The 16,800-nt window shown below is 72.5% G+C and carries 16 protein-coding genes; 11 read left to right on the forward strand and 5 right to left on the reverse strand.

Annotated elements, in window-relative coordinates; translation table 11 throughout:
• Positions 1 to 182: 182 nt before the first annotated feature.
• Positions 183 to 1,160, reverse strand: a complete 978-nt coding sequence (locus tag AC07FK_RS05230) for an SCO1860 family LAETG-anchored protein (RefSeq protein WP_479102735.1) — start codon at positions 1,158 to 1,160, stop codon at positions 183 to 185.
• A gap of 197 nt (positions 1,161 to 1,357) precedes the next feature.
• Positions 1,358 to 2,452: an amidohydrolase family protein gene (locus AC07FK_RS05235; RefSeq protein WP_479102737.1), complete on the reverse strand. Its 1,095-nt coding sequence runs from the start codon at positions 2,450 to 2,452 to the stop codon at positions 1,358 to 1,360.
• Between the two features lie 76 nt (positions 2,453 to 2,528).
• Here AC07FK_RS05235 and AC07FK_RS05240 point away from each other — a divergent pair, with 76 nt between their 5' ends.
• The 5 genes from AC07FK_RS05240 (at position 2,529) to thpD (ending at position 7,201) form a co-directional block, all read left to right on the forward strand.
• On the forward strand, positions 2,529 to 3,635 hold the full coding sequence (locus AC07FK_RS05240; RefSeq protein WP_479102739.1) for a pyridoxal-phosphate-dependent aminotransferase family protein: 1,107 nt from the start codon (positions 2,529 to 2,531) through the stop codon (positions 3,633 to 3,635).
• A gap of 302 nt (positions 3,636 to 3,937) precedes the next feature.
• Positions 3,938 to 4,471 carry a diaminobutyrate acetyltransferase gene (ectA, locus tag AC07FK_RS05245; RefSeq protein ID WP_479102740.1) on the forward strand — a complete coding sequence of 178 codons (534 nt, stop codon included), beginning with the start codon at positions 3,938 to 3,940 and terminating at the stop codon, positions 4,469 to 4,471.
• A 52-nt stretch (positions 4,472 to 4,523) separates the two neighbouring features.
• Positions 4,524 to 5,792 (forward strand): diaminobutyrate--2-oxoglutarate transaminase, encoded by a 1,269-nt coding sequence (gene ectB, locus AC07FK_RS05250; RefSeq protein ID WP_479102742.1) that lies wholly within the window; start codon positions 4,524 to 4,526, stop codon positions 5,790 to 5,792.
• A 92-nt stretch (positions 5,793 to 5,884) separates the two neighbouring features.
• Positions 5,885 to 6,283 carry an ectoine synthase gene (locus AC07FK_RS05255; RefSeq protein ID WP_069929355.1) on the forward strand — a complete coding sequence of 133 codons (399 nt, stop codon included), beginning with the start codon at positions 5,885 to 5,887 and terminating at the stop codon, positions 6,281 to 6,283.
• Between the two features lie 3 nt (positions 6,284 to 6,286).
• Positions 6,287 to 7,201, forward strand: coding sequence for an ectoine hydroxylase (gene thpD, locus AC07FK_RS05260; RefSeq protein ID WP_479102743.1), 915 nt, complete (start codon positions 6,287 to 6,289; stop codon positions 7,199 to 7,201).
• Between the two features lie 67 nt (positions 7,202 to 7,268).
• Here the strand turns inward: thpD and AC07FK_RS05265 are convergent, their stop codons facing one another.
• The 3 genes from AC07FK_RS05265 to AC07FK_RS05275 form a co-directional block, all read right to left on the reverse strand.
• A complete protein-coding gene (locus AC07FK_RS05265; protein WP_479102744.1) occupies positions 7,269 to 8,324 on the reverse strand; it encodes an aminotransferase class V-fold PLP-dependent enzyme in 1,056 nt (351 codons plus the stop codon).
• Between the two features lie 69 nt (positions 8,325 to 8,393).
• The gene (locus AC07FK_RS05270) at positions 8,394 to 9,101 is read right to left on the reverse strand and encodes a DsbA family oxidoreductase (RefSeq protein WP_479102745.1); all 708 of its coding nucleotides are present in this window, start codon (positions 9,099 to 9,101) and stop codon (positions 8,394 to 8,396) included.
• A 131-nt stretch (positions 9,102 to 9,232) separates the two neighbouring features.
• Positions 9,233 to 10,762 (reverse strand): aldehyde dehydrogenase (NADP(+)), encoded by a 1,530-nt coding sequence (locus tag AC07FK_RS05275; protein ID WP_479102747.1) that lies wholly within the window; start codon positions 10,760 to 10,762, stop codon positions 9,233 to 9,235.
• A gap of 117 nt (positions 10,763 to 10,879) precedes the next feature.
• Between AC07FK_RS05275 and AC07FK_RS05280 the strand changes: the two genes are divergently transcribed.
• From AC07FK_RS05280 to AC07FK_RS05305, 6 genes are all read left to right on the forward strand, one after another.
• On the forward strand, positions 10,880 to 11,650 hold the full coding sequence (locus tag AC07FK_RS05280; RefSeq protein WP_453403596.1) for an IclR family transcriptional regulator: 771 nt from the start codon (positions 10,880 to 10,882) through the stop codon (positions 11,648 to 11,650).
• A gap of 1 nt (position 11,651) precedes the next feature.
• On the forward strand, positions 11,652 to 12,125 hold the full coding sequence (locus AC07FK_RS05285) for a GNAT family N-acetyltransferase (protein WP_479102749.1): 474 nt from the start codon (positions 11,652 to 11,654) through the stop codon (positions 12,123 to 12,125).
• A gap of 79 nt (positions 12,126 to 12,204) precedes the next feature.
• Positions 12,205 to 13,281, forward strand: a complete 1,077-nt coding sequence (locus tag AC07FK_RS05290; protein ID WP_479102751.1) for a hypothetical protein — start codon at positions 12,205 to 12,207, stop codon at positions 13,279 to 13,281.
• Positions 13,278 to 14,519 carry a sensor histidine kinase gene (locus AC07FK_RS05295; RefSeq protein ID WP_479102753.1) on the forward strand — a complete coding sequence of 414 codons (1,242 nt, stop codon included), beginning with the start codon at positions 13,278 to 13,280 and terminating at the stop codon, positions 14,517 to 14,519. Before AC07FK_RS05290 ends, AC07FK_RS05295 begins: the two co-directional genes overlap by 4 nt.
• Entirely contained in the window at positions 14,516 to 15,175 is a 660-nt protein-coding gene (locus AC07FK_RS05300; RefSeq protein ID WP_479102754.1) for a response regulator transcription factor, read from the forward strand. Before AC07FK_RS05295 ends, AC07FK_RS05300 begins: the two co-directional genes overlap by 4 nt.
• 168 nt (positions 15,176 to 15,343) lie before the next feature.
• Entirely contained in the window at positions 15,344 to 16,795 is a 1,452-nt protein-coding gene (locus AC07FK_RS05305; RefSeq protein ID WP_479102756.1) for a peptidoglycan D,D-transpeptidase FtsI family protein, read from the forward strand.
• Positions 16,796 to 16,800 lie beyond the last annotated feature (5 nt).

Genomic DNA, 16,800 nt, shown 5'->3' on the forward strand with positions numbered 1-16,800 from the left:
GGCGGCGGGGCAAGTCCCTGCCGCCTCACCCGCGAGCCGGACGCGTCGCCGTGGCCCGGCGGGCGGACCGGGGCCGCGCGGCCGGGCTGTCGAGCCCGGCCGCTCCCCCCGCCCGGCGCGCTCCCCCGGCGGCTGTCGAACCCGGCCGCTCCCCGCCCGGGGCGCTCCCCCGGCCCCCTCGGTCAGGCTCCGTTGCGGGACCGGCGCCGTGCCGCCGCCACGGCGCCGCCGCCTGCCGCGAGCAGCAGGGCCGATCCGCCCGCGAGGTAGGGGGTCGCCGAACTGCCGCCCGTCTCGGCCAGGTTGGCCTCCGGCGCCGGTTGCGTCTGGGGCTTCACGTCCCGCGCGGGCGGGGCGCTGGGTTCCTCCCGCGGCCCCTCCTTCGCGGGCGGGGCCTTCGGGGACTCGCACGTCGCGGAGGCGAGCGTGACGGTGCCGTCGACCTCGGCGACGTTCAGCTTGAGGGGGTTCACCGACACCTTGAGTTCGAGCGCGGTGGCCGCCGCCGTACGGGAGGTGGTGTGCGTCTTCGACAGGTCGAGCGTCACCACGCCCACCGCCGGCACCTCGACCCGCGTCGGCCCGCCCGCCGACAGGGTGACCTTCTTCCCGAGAACGGTCACCGCACCCAGGACGTTCGACTCGGCCACCGGCCGCCTGCCCGCCTCGCACAGGGCCTTCGAGGTGACCTTCTCGACCTCGACGAGCGAGAGCAGCGGCAGACCCGGCACGTGCACCTTGGCGTGCGCGAGGTTGACGTACCCCTCGGCCCGGTGCTCGTCGGCCGTCGCCCTGGCGGTGGCCACGTCCGCGCGGAGCACGCTGACCGGATCACCCTGCTCGACACCGTCCAACTCGACCGTCAGCGCGGTCTTCTCTGCGTTCCCCGGGGCCTCGACCTCGTTGAGCGCGGCGGTCAGCGGCACGTCGACCGTCTTGTTGAGCAGGGAGACGTCGAGGCCGGTGCGGAGCACCACGGCACTCGCCTTCCCCTCACCGCCACCGCCGGTGGCGTGCGCCGCCGGGGCGAGGAGCAGTCCGGCGGCGGGGCCTGCGGTGAGGGCGACGGCAGCCGCGGCGGCTGCGGACCGGCGCGTGCACCGGCGTACGGACCGGTCCGTGGACCGGCGTGCGGGCATGCTGAAGAAGGAGCTGTTCAAAGCGGTGGGACCCCCACAAGTGACACGGCGCCGCCCGGCGCACTCCACGGGGACACGTGAGCGCCGGGGCGGCTGAGACACAGGAATACTTACGCACTGAGAGTGAACGGTCAGCCACCTGAGGTGAGTTCACTCCTTCGTGAGGTTTCCGACCTCGCATTCGAATAACGCGGGTGCGCCACGCACGCCCGTTCCCGTCAGCCGGCGACGATCCGCCCGTTCAGGATGATCCGCCGCGGCGCCGCCAGCACCCGTACGTCCGCGCGCGGGTCCTCGTCGTACACCACCAGGTCCGCCGGGTCGCCCTCCTCCAGCAGCGGCCGTCCGAGCCACCGCCGGGCGCCCCACGCCGTGGCCGACAGGGCCTCGATCGCGGGGATGCCCGCCTTCACCAGCTCCGCGACCTCGTCCGCCACCAACCCGTGGGCGAGCGAACCGCCGGCGTCCGTGCCGACGAAGACCGGGATGCCCGCGTCGTACGCCGCGCGGACCGTGTCGTACCGGCGCGCGTGCAGGGCGCGCATGTGCGCCGACCAGCGCGGGAACTTCGCCTCGCCGCTGTCCGCGAGGTGCGGGAACGTCCCGATGTTGACGAGGGTCGGGACGATCGCCACCCCGCGCTCGGCGAAGAGCGGAATGGTGTCCTCGGTGAGGCCCGTGGCGTGCTCGACGCAGTCGATGCCCGCTTCGACGAGGTCGCGCAGCGACTCCTCCGCGAAACAGTGCGCGGTGACGCGGGCACCGAGCCGGTGCGCCTCGGCGATGGCCGCCCCGACCTCGCCGCGCGGCCAGCACGCGCCCAGGTCCCCGGTCTCCCGGTCGAGCCAGTCGCCGACGAGCTTGACCCAGCCGTCACCGCGCCGCGCCTCCCGCGCGACGTACGCGACCAGGTCGCCCGGCTCGATCTCGTGGGCGTAGTTGCGGATGTAGCGGCGGGTGCGGGCGATGTGCCGGCCCGCCCTGATGATCTTCGGCAGGTCGGTGCGGTCGTCGATCCAGCGGGTGTCGGACGGCGATCCGGCGTCCCGGAGCAGCAGCGTGCCCGCGTCCCGGTCGGTGAGCGCCTGCTTCTCGCTGGTCGCCTCGTCGACGGGGCCGTGCCGGTCGAGTCCGACATGGCAGTGCGCGTCGACGAGACCGGGCAGCGCCCAGCCGTGGACGACCGGCACATCGCCTGCGCCGGGGGGCCGTTCGTACGTGATTCTGCCGTCGACGGCCCACAGCTCGTCCCGTACGTCGTCGGGCCCGGCGAGCACCCGCCCCTTCACCCGCAGCACCATGCGCTCACTCATGCACAGCACTCTACGAGGGGGCGGTTACGCTCGGCCGGGAGAGATCGAACATCCGAAGATCGAAGAGAGCTCCGCCGTGACACATCCGTTCCTGGACCTGGCCCCGCTGACCGCCGCGCACTTCGCCGCCGTCGAACGCCGGGTCGCCTCGCTGCTCTCCACCGAGCAGGACGTGGTCGTCACGCAGGGCGAGGCGCTGCTTCCCCTCGAAGGCTGCATCCGCGGCGGCGCCCGTCCCGGCTCGGCCGCGCTGAACGTGGTGACCGGTCCGTACGGGCAGACCTTCGGCAACTGGCTGCGCGACTGCGGCGCGGCGGTCTTCGACCTGACCGTGCCGTTCGACACGGCGGTCACCGCCGAGCAGATCGCGCGGGCGCTCGACGAGCACCCGGAGATCGACTTCGTCTCGCTGGTGCACGCGGAGGCCGCCACCGGCAACACCAACCCCGTCGCGGAGATCGGTGAGGCCGTACGGTCCCACGGCGCCCTGTTCATGCTCGACGCGGTCGCCTCGGTGGGCGCCGAGCCCCTGTTGCCCGACGCCTGGGGCGTCGACCTGTGCGTGATCGGGGCGCAGAAGGCGATGGGCGGGCCGGCCGGGGTCTCCGCGGTGTCGGTGAGCGAGCGCGCCTGGGAGCGCTTCGCCGCGAACCCCGCCGCCCCGCGCCGCTCGTACCTCTCCCTCCTGGACTGGAAGGAGCGGTGGATCGACGGCGGCCGCAGGGCGCTGCTGCACGCGCCCGCGCAGCTGGAGATGCTGGCGCTGGAGGCGTGCCTGGAGCGCATCGAGGCGGAAGGGCTCGGCGCAGTGCAGGCCAGGCACCTGGCCGCCGCGACGGCCACGCGCGCGGGCGCGCTCGCGCTGGGCGGCGGCCTGGAGCCGTACGTCCACGAGGCGCGGGAGGCCGCGCCGGTCGCCACGACGCTGCGCACCCCGGCCGGGGTGAACGCGTCGGAGATCGTCGCGAAGGCGCTCGCCGCCGACCCGTCCGTGCCGCTCATCGCGGGCGGCGGGGCGCTGGCCGAGGAGATGATCCGCGTCAATCACTACGGCGCCGACGCCACGCGGGACGTGGTCCGGTCGTCGCTCGCCGCAATCGGGGCGGCACTGAGCGAGTCCGGTGTGCATGTCGACTCCGAAAGTGCCCGAAAGGCCGTGGCGGAAACCTGGCCCAGCGCATAGGTTCTGTGAATTCCAGTGAATTAACGGATAACGGGAAGCTGCTTTATCGGCGCAGCTTCCCGTTTTCTTCTGCCCCGTTTCCCCGACCGTAAACGCCAAAGTTTCAACGAGAACTCGGCCGGGTTTCGACCGTGTGACCGACCCCACAATGAAGGCGATTTGACCGGTTATTTCCGGTCAAATCGCCCGCATTTGCAGTCTGCTCGCGGGAAGAGCGGTCTCGCGCGATAACACAGATTCCGCTCTCGCCCAACCCCTTCCGACGATGCATTTTTTGAATTTGCTCGGTAAATTCCTTCCGCATGACCGCCGCACCAGCAGACCTTGCAAGTGCCCGAAGCGAATTCCTGCAGATCGAAGCTCCGCGAGTGGAGGACGGAGCCGCGATCTGGCGCATCGCCCGCGACTCCCAGGCCCTGGACCTCAACTCCTCGTACAGCTATCTGCTGTGGTGCCGCGACTTCGCGGCGACGTCCGTCGTGGCCAGGGACAGCCCCGGCGGTGAGCCGATCGCCTTCATCACGGGCTACATACGCCCCGAGCGCCCCGACACCCTCGTCGTGTGGCAGGTCGCCGTCGACCACGACCACCGCGGCCGGGGGCTGGCCGGCACGCTCCTGGAGGCGCTGACCGAGAAGGTCGCCGCCCGGCACGGCGTGACGACGATCGAGACGACCGTGACGCCGGACAACACCGCTTCCAACCGGCTGTTCACCTCCTACGCCGAGCGGCGCGGAGCGGGCCTCGAGCGCGAAGTGCTCTTCGACGGCGGGTTGTTCCCCGAGGGAACCCACCTGCCCGAGGTGCTGTACCGCATCGGCCCGCTCGCCGCCTGAACCGGCCCCTTCCTCTTCCCTTCGTACGTCCTCTCTCTCCCAGGAGACCGCTGTGACCATCACTCCCCCCGCCCTGAGCGTCTTCGAGACCCTGGAATCCGAGGTACGCAGCTACTGCCGCGGCTGGCCGGCCGTGTTCGACCGCGCGCAGGGCAGCCACCTGCACGACGAGGACGGCCACACCTACCTCGACTTCTTCGCCGGCGCCGGGTCGCTCAACTACGGCCACAACAACCCCGTGCTGAAACGGGCGCTGATCGACTACATCGAGCGCGACGGCATCACGCACGGCCTGGACATGGCGACGGCCGCCAAGCGCGCCTTCCTCGAGACCTTCGAGAACGTGGTCCTGCGGCCGCGCGACCTGCCGTACAAGGTGATGTTCCCCGGCCCGACCGGGACCAACGCCGTCGAGGCCGCGCTGAAGCTCGCCCGCAAGGTCAAGGGCCGCGAGTCGGTCGTGTCCTTCACGAACGCCTTCCACGGCATGTCGCTCGGCTCGCTCGCCGTCACCGGCAACGCGTTCAAGCGCGCCGGCGCGGGCATACCGCTCGTCCACGGCACGCCGATGCCGTTCGACAACTACTTCGACGGCCAGGTCCCGGACTTCCTGTGGTTCGAGCGCCTCCTGCAGGACCAGGGCTCGGGCCTCAACAAGCCCGCCGCCGTGATCGTGGAGACGGTGCAGGGCGAGGGCGGCATCAACGTCGCCCGCGCCGAGTGGCTGCGCGCGCTGCAGGACCTGTGCCACCGCCAGGACATGTTGCTGATCGTCGACGACATCCAGATGGGCTGCGGCCGCACCGGCGGCTTCTTCTCCTTCGAGGAGGCCGGCATCACGCCGGACATCGTCACCCTGTCGAAGTCGATCAGCGGTTACGGCCTGCCCATGTCGCTCTGCCTCTTCAAGCCCGAGCTGGACGTCTGGGAGCCCGGAGAGCACAACGGCACCTTCCGCGGCAACAACCCGGCGTTCGTCACCGCCACCGCCGCGCTCAACACGTACTGGGCCGACGGCCAGATGGAGAAGCAGACGCTGGCCCGCGGCGAGCAGGTCGAGCGTGCCCTGCTGTCCATCGCCGACGAGAACGCCGAGGCCGGCGTGAGCTTCCGGGGCCGCGGCCTGGTCTGGGGCATGGAGTTCGCCGACAAGTCGCGCGCCACCGCCGTCTGCCGCCGCGCCTTCGAGCTCGGCATGCTGCTGGAGACCTCCGGCCCGGAGAGCGAGGTCGTCAAGCTGCTGCCTGCGCTCACCATCACCCCCGAGGAGCTCGACCAGGGCCTCAGCATCCTGGCCCGCTCCGTCCGCGAGACCGGCTGAAGGCCGCCGCGCAGGGAGGCACCACGACCTGAACGCCTGAACGCCCGGCGTCCCAGGCAGTACCGAAGCAATACAGAAGGGCTCAACTCACCGTGATCGTCCGATCGTTCAAGGACATAGAGGGAACCGACCGTCATGTGAAGGCCGCTTCCGGAACCTGGGAGAGCAAGCGCATCGTGCTCGCCAAGGAGAAGGTCGGCTTCTCGCTCCACGAGACCGTGCTGTACGCGGGTACGGAGACGTCGATGTGGTACGCGAACCACATCGAGGCCGTGCTCTGCACGGAGGGCGAGGCCGAGCTCACCAACGACGAGACCGGCGAGACCCACTGGATCACGCCGGGCACGATGTACCTGCTGGACGGCCACGAGCGCCACACCATGCGCCCCAAGACCGACTTCCGCTGCGTATGCGTCTTCAACCCTCCCGTCACCGGACGGGAGGACCACGACGAGAACGGTGTCTACCCGCTGCTGACCGAGGAGGTCTGAACCATGACCGACGTACTGACCGCACACACCGAGACGCGACGCGTCGACCTCTACCCGACGCGCGGCGCCGCCGAGGTGACCACCCCCCGCCAGGACCCGGTCGTCTGGTCCGCGCCCGGCGCGCCGGGGCCGATCGAGCCGGCCGAGCTCATGGCCTTCGAGCGGGACGGTTTCCTCACCGTCGACCAGCTCATCACCCCCGAAGAGGTGTCGCTCTACCGGGCGGAGCTGGACCGGCTGGTCAGCGACCCGGGGGTGCGCGCGGACGAGCGCTCGATCATCGAGCCGAAGTCGCAGGACGTACGGTCGGTCTTCGAGGTGCACCGCATCAGTGAGCTGTTCGCCCGGCTCGTGCGGGACCCGCGGGTCGTCGGCAGGGCCCGGCAGATCCTCGGCTCGGACGTGTACGTCCACCAGTCGCGGATCAACGTCAAGCCGGGCTTCGGGGCCTCGGGCTTCTACTGGCACTCGGACTTCGAGACGTGGCACGCCGAGGACGGCCTGCCGAACATGCGGACCGTGTCCGTCTCGATCGCGCTGACCGAGAACTACGACACCAACGGCGGTCTGATGATCATGCCGGGGTCGCACAAGGAGTTTCTGGGCTGCGCGGGAGAGACGCCCAAGGACAACTACAAGCGCTCGCTGCAGATGCAGGACGCCGGCATCCCGTCGGACGAGGTGCTGACGCGCATGGCGGACCGCCACGGCATCCGGCTGTTCACGGGCAAGGCCGGCTCGGCGACCTGGTTCGACTGCAACGCGATGCACGGCTCGGGCGACAACATCACGCCGTACGCGCGCAGCAACGTCTTCATCGTCTTCAACAGCGTGGAGAACACGGCCGTCGAGCCGTTCGCCGCGCCGGTACGCCGTCCCGAGTTCATCGGCGCGAGGGACTTCACGCCGGTGAAGTGAGGACCGCGTACAGCGCACGCGATCGCCGGGCGGGCCGGGTGGAAACCGGGCCCGCCCGGCGGCGTGCTCAGCCCGCGAGCACATCCAGCGTCCGGTCCACGTCGGCGGTGGTGTTGTACAGGTGGAACGAGGCGCGCAGGTTGCCCGCCCGGACGGACACGGCGATGTCCGCCGACGCCAGCGCGTCGATCCGGTGCCCGAGGCCCGGGACGGCCACGACCACCGAGTCGCCGGGGACCGGCGTGTGGCCGAGCGACACGAGCCCCTCTCGGTAGCGGGCGGCGAGCGCGAGGCCGTGCTCGCGCACGTTCTCGATGCCGACCTCCTCCAGGAGCGCGAGGGCGTGCTCGGCCCCCGCGTACGCCACGAAGGGCGGCGGCTCGTCGAACCGGCGCGCACTGCGTGCCAGTTGGTTGACCGGGCCGTAGGTGCTGCCCCAGACGTCCTCGCCCGCGAGCCACCCGGCGTGGATCGGCGTGAGGGACTCCTGCGCCTCTTCCGTGACGGTGAGGAACGAGGTGCCGCGCGGCGCCAGCAGGTACTTGTAGCTTCCGGTGACCGTGTAGTCGAAGAGCCCCGCGTCGAACGGGAACCAGCCCGCCGCCTGCGTCGCGTCGACGAGCGTACGGGCGCCGTGCGCGGCGGCCGCAGCCCGTACGGCGCCGAGGTCGGCGACGCGCCCGTCGGCGGACTGCACCGCCGACCAGGCCACCAGCGAGGTTTCGGGGCGCACGGACTCGGCCAGCGCCTCCAGCGGCACGTACCGCGTCTTGAGGTCGCCGCGGACCGCGAAGGGGTTGACCACCGAGGAGAAGTCGCCCTCGGGGCTGAGGACTTCGGCCCCTGCGGGCAGGGAGGCCGCGATCAGGCCGACGTGGACCGACACCGCGGTGCCCACGGCGACCCGCTCGGCGGGGACGCCGACGATACGGGCGAAGGAGGCCCGTGCGGCGGTCACCGGGGCGAAGTCGAAGGTGTCCCGTCCGGTGGCACTCTGCTCGGCCGCCGCCTTGACGGCCGCCACGGCGCGGCGGGGCGAGAGGCCGCAGGAAGAGGTGTTGAGGTACGTCGTCTCCGGCGCGAACTCGGCGGCCACGACGTCGGTGAGAGTCAGGGGCTTCATGCCCCTACTCTGCTACGCCGCCAACTCCCCGTCCATGGCGTATTTTTGCCGCCGGCCTCCAAGAGAGGCTTATACGTCGCACGCACCCGCCGCGTCGCATGTCTCGCCGCCCGCGCCGACCGTCGCGAGCGGCGTGACGGCGCGGCTGTCCCACGCCTGCTCCAGGGCCCGGGTGAAGACCTCGGCCGGCTGGCCGCCGGAGATGCCGTAGCGCCGGTCGAGGACGAAGAACGGCACACCGCTCGCCCCCAGCTCGGCGGCCTCCCGCTCGTCGCCGCGCACCTCGTCGGCGTACGCGCCTTCGTCGGCCAGCACGGCGCGCGCCTCGCCGGCGTCGAGCCCCGCCTCCTCGGCCAGGTCCAGCAGGACCCGCGTGTCGAAGACGGACCGCTCCTCGGCGAAGTTGGCCCGGTAGGCGAGATCGAGCAGCTCGTTCTGTCGGCCGCGGGCCTTGACGAGGTGGAGCAGCCGGTGGACGTCGAAGGTGTTGCCGTGGTCCCGGCCCCCGGTCAGGAAGCCGAGCCCCTCCGCCCGCGCCTGGGAGGCGACCTGCTGTTCCATGGCCAGCACTTCCTCGTGCGTGCGCCCGTACTTCCTGGCCAGCATGCCGGTCACCGGTTCGGTGACGCCCTTGGGGCTCGCGGGGTCGAGCTCGAAGGAGCGGTGCACCACCTCGACGTCGTCCCGGTGCGGGAAGGCGGCCAGGCTCTTCTCGAAGCGGGCCTTGCCGATGTAGCACCAGGGGCAGGCGATGTCGCTCCAGATCTCGACGCGCATGTGGTTCTTCACTCCGGGTGAGTCGTGTGCGAGGGCACGGAGGGTGCCTCCGCTCCCCGCTCAACAGCCGGCCGGAGCGACTCATTCCCGTCGGCGGAGGGTGCCGGGGCCGCGCCCCGGCACCCCGGCTCCTACTCCTGGCGGCCGTCCACCCGGCGCGGCAGCCCCGCCGGGTTGTCGTCGCGCAGCTCCACCGGCAGCAGCGCCTGGGGCGTCGACTGGTACGTGACCGGCCGCAGCCACCGCTCGACGGCCGTCGCCCCCACCGACGTGGACGTCGAGGTCGTCGCCGGGTAAGGCCCGCCGTGGTGCTGCGCGGGGGCGACGGCGACGCCCGTCGGCCACCCGTTGACCAGCACGCGCCCCGCCAGGGGCGTGAGCTCGGCGAGCAGCTCGGCGCCGGCCCCCGCGTCTCCCGCCTCCTCCTGCGCGGAGAGCTGGAGCGTGGCGGTGAGGTTGCCGGGCAGCCGGGACAGGACGGCGCCGATCTCGGCGGGGTCCACGTAGCGCGCGACCACGGTGACGGGTCCGAAGCACTCCTCCAGGAGGAGGTCGTGCGCCCCCTCCTCGGCGAGCAGCCGCGCCGGGACGGTGAGGAAGCCCGCGCTGACGGTGTGCTCGCCGCCCGCGCCGGGGGTGACGGGGGCCTCCGTCTCCGGAAGGCCCGCCCGCTCCCGCACGCCCTCGACGAACGCCTCCCGCATGCGGTGGTCCAGCATGACGCCGGGGCCGGTGTCGCTGAGCGCGGCGGTGAGGGACTTCAGCAGCCGGTCGCCGGCCGCTCCGTCGGGGGCGAGCACGAAGCCCGGCTTGGTGCAGAACTGCCCCGCGCCCAGCGTCATGGAGCCCGCGAGCCCCGCCCCGATCTGCTCGGCCCGCTCCTCCGCCGCGGCCGTCGTGATCACGACCGGGTTGAGGGAGCCGAGTTCGCCGTGGAAAGGGATCGGAGCGGGCCGGGCCGCCGCGGCGTCGAAGAGCGCCCGGCCGCCGCGCACGGAACCGGTGAAGCCGGCCGCCGCGACCAGGGGGTGGCGCACCAGCTCGATGCCGGCGTCGAAGCCGTGGAGCAGGCTCACCACGTCTTCCGGCAGGCCCACTCGGGCCGCCGCCCTGCGCAGTACGGACACGCAGAGTTCCGACGTGGCGGGGTGGTCGGGGTGCGCCTTGACGACCACCGGGCAGCCCGCCGCGAGGGCGCTCGCGGTGTCGCCGCCGGGCACCGAGAAGGCGAGCGGGAAGTTGCTGGCCGCGTAGACCGCTACGACGCCCAGTGGGATCTTGTAGCGGCGCAGGTCGGGCCAGGGCGGCGTCCTGGTGCCGTCCTCGTGGTCGATCCTGATGTCCAGGAAGGCGCCCTCGTCGACGACGTCCGCGAAGGCCCTGAGCTGAGCCGTCGTACGGGCGAGTTCGCCCGTCAGCCGCGCCGGGCCGAGCGCGGTCTCCGCGTCGGCCGCCTCGACGACGTGCTGCGCGGCCTCGTCGAGGAGGCCGGCGGCGGTGCGCAGGAGGGCGGCCCGCGCCGTGCGGTCGGCGAGGGCGGAGCGAACGGCGTGCGCGGACCGCACCGCGCGGTCGACCTCCTCCGCGGTGGCCTCGACCGCGACCTGCTCGCGCGGCTTCCCCGTTCGGGGGTCCACACTCCAGACTGGTGTAGCTGCCACCGTGGCGTCCTTCCAGCTGTTCGGTATTCTGAACAAAGTTCCTGATACTGAATATGCTGGGACTCTATTAACGGACGTTCTGAGCGGTCAAGAGTGGCCAAGAAGGGGCGGGGCTCAATGTCAACTGCCGATACGGGCGGTGCGCAGGTCAAATCGGCGGTGCGGACCGTGGAGTTGCTCGAATTCTTCGCCGGCCGCCCCGGCATGCACTCCCTCGCCGCCGTCCAGGAGGCCGTCGGATACCCGAAGTCCAGCCTCTACATGCTGCTGCGCACCCTGGTCGAGCTCGGCTGGGTGGAGACCGACGCGACGGGCACGCGGTACGGCATCGGCGTACGCGCCCTGCTCGTCGGCACGTCGTACATCGACGGCGACGAGGTCGTGGCCTCCGCCCGCCCCACCCTCGACCGGCTCTCCGACGACACGACGGAGACGATTCACCTGGCCCGCCTCGACGGTACGAACGTCGTGTACCTCGCCACCCGCCAGTCCCAGCACTACCTGCGCCCCTTCACCCGTGTCGGCCGCCGGCTGCCCGCGCACTCGACGTCCCTCGGCAAGGCGCTGCTCGCGACGCACACCGACGAGCAGGTGCGCAAGCTCCTGCCGGAGACGCTGCCGGCGCTGACCGAGCACACGATCACCGACCGCGAGAAGCTCATCCAGGAGCTGCACCTCGTCCGCGAACAGGGATACGCCGTGGACCGCGAGGAGAACACGCTCGGCCTGCGCTGCTTCGGCGTCGCGATCCCCTACCGGACACCGGCCCGCGACGCGATCAGCTGCTCGGTGCCCGTCGCCCGGCTCACCCCGGCGCACGAACAGATGGTCAAGGACGCCCTGTTCGACGCGCGCGACCGGCTGACGCTCGCCACCCGGAGGCTCTGACATGGCGCTCGGCGTGACGCTGCGCGAAGTCCGGCCGGACGACCTCGGCCGGTTCTTCACCCAGTTCCAGGACCCCGAGGCCAAGCGCATGGCGGCCTTCGGCCCGGCCGGTCCGGTGGACCGCGCCCGATTCGACGCGCACTGGAAGCGCAACATCGCCGAGTACGTCGTACGGACCGTCCTCGCCGACGGCGAGGTCGCGGGCAGCGTCTGCGTGTACGGAGAGCCGGGCGACCTCCAGGTGACGTACTGGATCGACCGCGCGCACTGGGGCCGGGGCGTGGCCACCGCCGCCCTGCGCGCGCTCCTCGAAGTGGTCCCCGAGCGGCCGCTGTTCGCCCGCGCGGCCGCGGACAACGCCGGTTCGCTGCGGGTGCTGGAGAAGTGCGGGTTCACCGTCACGGGGCGCGAGCGCGGGTTCGCGAACGCCCGCGGGGCGGAGATCGACGAGCTGGTTCTCGCCCTCAACGGCTGAGTGCTCTCCCCCGGGCGGGGGAGACGGTTCACCCCGGGGTGGGAGGTGCGGCGGCGGCCGGTCCGGGAGCGTGGACGTCATGACCGAGACCACGCACGCTCCCCCGTCCCGGGGCCCTCGTCCCGCCTCCGCGCCTGTCGGGCGGCTGCGCGCCGCGCTGCGCGCCGCCGCCGTCGTCTCCTGCGTGCCGTACATCGCCCTCAAGATCGCGTGGATCGCGGGCAGCCGCGTCGGGATCCCCGACGGCAGCGTCCTCGTCGATCACCCCGGCCTGATGGCAGTCGCCAACAGCGCCACGGTGCTGATGGACGCGGCCGTCGTCGTCCTGGCCCTGCTGCTGACCCAGGACTGGGGCCTGCGCGTACCGGCCTGGTTGCTGGCGCTGCCCATGTGGGTGGCGACGGGGCTGCTGACACCGATCATGACCGGATTTCCGCTCCAGGTGCTGGCCAGGGCGTTCACCGGCGCGCCGGGCGCCGGCGCGCCGGCCGGGAGTGAAGCGTTCCTCGCCGAATGGGTCTTCGCGGTCGTCTACACGGGCTTCATCGTCCAGGGGCTCGCGCTCGGCGGCCTGTTCGCCCTGTACGCCCGCGACCGCTGGGGGCACGCGTGGCGGGGCACGGTGTGGGACGTGCCCCGCTCGGCCGTCGGTACCGGGCTGAGGGCGGCCGGGACGGGCGCGTCCGTGCTCGCGGCGCTGGCCGCCGTGCCGCACGCGCTGTGGGCCGCCGGCGTGACGGCGGGGCTCAGCCGCGGCCGGATCGAGGGGCCCACAGCCGACTTCCGCCTCCTGGAAGGGACGTACGTCCTGTTCGCCGCCATGACCGTGGCCGGGGTCCTGGCGCTCGCCCTGCGGCGCGGGCGCGGTCTGCCGGTCCGGGTGCCGCTGGCACTCGCCTGGGTGGGCTCGGGCGCGCTCGGGTGCTGGGGCGGCTGGCTGCTCGTCGCCTCGCTGATGCCGGTGACCGAGGGCGCCGATCAGGCCACCACGCCGATGATGCTGACCTACGCTGTGCAGATGATCGCCGGTCTGGCCGTCCTGGCCGCGGGCGCCCGCTTCCTGCGGGGCGGCCGGACGGACGGCGGGGAGGGCGTACGGGCGGGGAGCCGGGCGAGCGGCCGGGCACGGGGACGGATACGGGGACGCACGGCGTGAAGCGGTTGTTCGGGGCGCGGGCCCGCCTGCGCTGGATCCATCTGGTCCTCGGCGGCGCGCTGTCGATGCCGTACTTCCTCCTCGGCAGCGTCTTCGTCGGCCCGTTCATCGGCAACGACAACGCCTTCACCTCCACCACGCTGCAGTTCGCCGCCTTCGGCATCGCGCTTCCGGTAGCCGCGCTCACCGCGTTCTTCCCCCTGGTCAGGCCCCTGTCCGTGGGCGCGGTACGGGCGTTGTGCGCGGTGCCGGCCGGGCGGCTGGCCGACGGGCCGGCCCGGTCCAGGGCGGCGCGGGTGCGGACCGCCGGCTGGTTCACGCTGCATCTCGGGCTCGGCGGCGTCATCAGCGGCATGACGCTCGCGGTGCCGCCGTTCGCGGGCGTGCTGATCGTCCTGCCGCTGCTGACGCGGCTGCGCGGCACCCCGCAAGGGCTGCCCGAAGTCCTCGGCCGCGCCTGGGCGCTGGCGCTCGCCCCGGTCGCCGGGGTCGCGATGCTGGTGGCGCTCGCGGCGTGCGCGGCGCTGGCGGGGGCGCTGCTGGCCCGCTGCGCGCCGGTGCTGCTGGGGCCGACACCGGCCGACCGGCTGGCGGCAGCGGAACGGCGGGCCGCGGATCTCGCCGTCCGCAACCGGCTGGCCCGCGAGCTGCACGACTCGGTGGGGCACGCGCTGAGCGCGGTCACGCTGCAGGCGGGCGCGGCGCGGCGGGTGCTGGACAGCGATGTGGAGTTCGTACGGCAGGCGCTGACCGCGATCGAGGAGACGACGCGCCGCACGGTGGGTGAACTCGACACCGTGCTGGGCCTGTTGCGCCAGGGGGAGGACGCCGACGCCGACCTGCCGGGACCGGCGCTGGACGTACTGGACGACCTGCTGGCCCGCAGCGGGGTGCAGGTCGCGTACACGCAGGAGGGCGATCCGGCCGCCCGGCTGCCGGGACCGGTGTCCCGTGAGGCGTACCGCATCGTCCAGGAAGGGCTGAGCAACGCCCTGCGCCACGGCGACGCCGCCCCGGTGTCGCTGCGGATCGCCCTGAGCGGCGAGGAGTTGGAGATCGTGATGGAGAACCCGCTGCCCGCGAGGGCTCCCGTGGTACGGCCCGGGGGCGGCCGGGGCCTGCCCGGCATAGCCGAACGGGCCACCCTGCTCGGCGGGCGCGCCACAGCGGGCGCGGACGGCGGCGTGTGGCGGCTCGCGGCCCGCCTGCCGGCCGGCGGCGCGGGAGGAGAGCGATGAACGCGCCGGTCAGGGTCGTGCTCGCCGACGACGAGCGCATGGTCCGCACCGCGCTGCGCGTCATCCTCGACGCCGAGCCCGGTCTGGAGGTCGTCGGCGAGGCGGCGACGGGCGCCCAGGCCGTGTCGGTGGTCCGCGAGCTGCGGCCCGACGTGGTGCTGATGGACGTGCGCATGCCGGAGATCGACGGCATCCGCGCCACCGAGCAGATCCTCGGCGGCATGGAACAGCCCCCGCGCATCGTCGTCGTCACCACCTTCGAGAACGACTCCTACGTGTACGACGCGCTGCGGGCCGGCGCCGCCGGGTTCCTGCTGAAGCGCGCCGCCGCGGAGGACCTCGTCCAGGCGGTGCGGCTGGTGGCGCGCAGCGACTCGCTGCTCTTCCCCGCGGCCGTGCGCGGCCTGGCCGCCGAGTACGCGCGGCGGCAGCCCGCACCGCCGCCGCCCTGGGCCGGGCGGCTGACCGACCGGGAGGCGGAGGTCCTGCGGCTGATGGCGACGGGGCTGACGAACGCGGAGATAGCCGACCGGCTGCGGGTCGGACCCGCGACGGCGAAGAGCCATGTGGCGGCCGTACTGGCGAAGACGGGGGCGCGCGACCGGACGCAGGCTGTGATCGCGGCGTACGAGTCGGGCTTCGTCGCACCGCGTTGAGCCCGCCCACCGAGCCGGGTCACCCGGGCCCGCCCGCTGAACCGGATCAGCGGCCCCTCCCGGCCGGCCCGCCCGTCCCCCCGGGCGGGCCGCGCGCCGGATGAGGATTGTCTGAGAAGTGCGGCGGCACGGAACGCGGCCGGCCGTCCGGTTCGTCTGTTGTACGGGATGAACAAGACAATCAGGCGCGCTTCGGTCTTCTGCCTGCTGCTGGTGCTCGCCCTGCTGGTGCGGATCACCTGGGTGCAGGCGTATCAAGGCCAGGCCCTCGCGGACGACAAGCACAACCGGCGGAAGGTCATCGCGCAGTACGCGCAGCCGCTCGGGGACATCATCGTGGCCGGTTCACCAGTCACCGGATCGAAGAGGACGGAGCACAGCGATCTCCGGTACAAGCGGACCTACACGGACGGCGAGCTCTACTCGGCCGTCACCGGGTACAGCTCGCAGGCGTACGGGGCCACCCAGCTCGAAGGCATCTACGGCGACGTCCTCGACGGGACCGACACCCGGCTGCGGAACCCGGCCGACCTCGTCCTGAACAAGCGCAGCGACCCCGGCGACGTCGTCACGACGATCGACCCCGGCGTGCAGAAGGCGGCGTACGAGGCCCTGGGTGACAAGAAGGGCGCGGCCGTCGCGATCGACCCGAAGACCGGGCGGATCCTGGGCATGGTGTCCACGCCCTCGTACGATCCGTCGGAGATCGGCGGGACGACGGACGGCGACGCCTGGCAGCGGCTGACCGGCGACACGGACAAGCCGATGGTCAACCGGGCACTGCGCCAGCCGCTGCCGCCGGGCTCCACGTTCAAGCTGGTGGTCGCCGCGGCGGCGCTGGAGGACGGGCGCTACGGATCGGTCGACGAGCGGACGGACAGCCCGAATCCGTACACACTGCCCGGCACCCGGACCGTGCTGAGGAACGAGAACGCGTCCGCGCCGTGCGAGGACGCGACGCTGCGCACCGCGCTGAAGCACTCCTGCAACAACGTCTTCGCGAAGCTGGCCGTCGACCTAGGCCAGGACAAGGTGAAGGCTATGGCGCAGAAGTTCGGCTTCAACACGGAGAAGCTCGACGTACCGGTGCGCGCCGCGCAGAGCGTGTACCCGTCGGACATGGACGAGGCGCAGACGGCGCTCACGGGCATCGGCCAGTTCGACGTGACGGCGACGCCGCTGCAGATGGCGATGGTCTCCGCGGCCCTCGCCAACGGCGGCGAACTGGCGGCGCCGCACATGGTCTCCCAGGTGACCGACGCGGACGGCGACACGCTGGAGGACCTCGGGGGCGGGCGCGGCGAACGGGTCGTGTCGTCCTCGACCGCCGAGCAGTTGCGCGGCGCGATGGTGACGGTCGTCGAGGACGGCACGGGGACGAACGCCCGGATCGGCGGCGCCGAAGTGGGCGGCAAGACGGGCACCGCCCAGCACGGCGTGGCGAACAGCAAGACGCCGTTCGCCTGGTTCACGTCGTACGCGAAGGACGCGTCGACCGGTAAGGAGGTCGCGGTGGCGGTCGTCGTCGAGGACTCGGGCGCGGCCCGCTCGGAGGTCAGCGGCAACGGCCTGGCGGCCCCCATCGCCCAGAAGACGATGAGGGCGGCGCTCAGCCGCTGACGCGG

Source organism: Streptomyces sp. NPDC046122 (assembly GCF_056429965.1).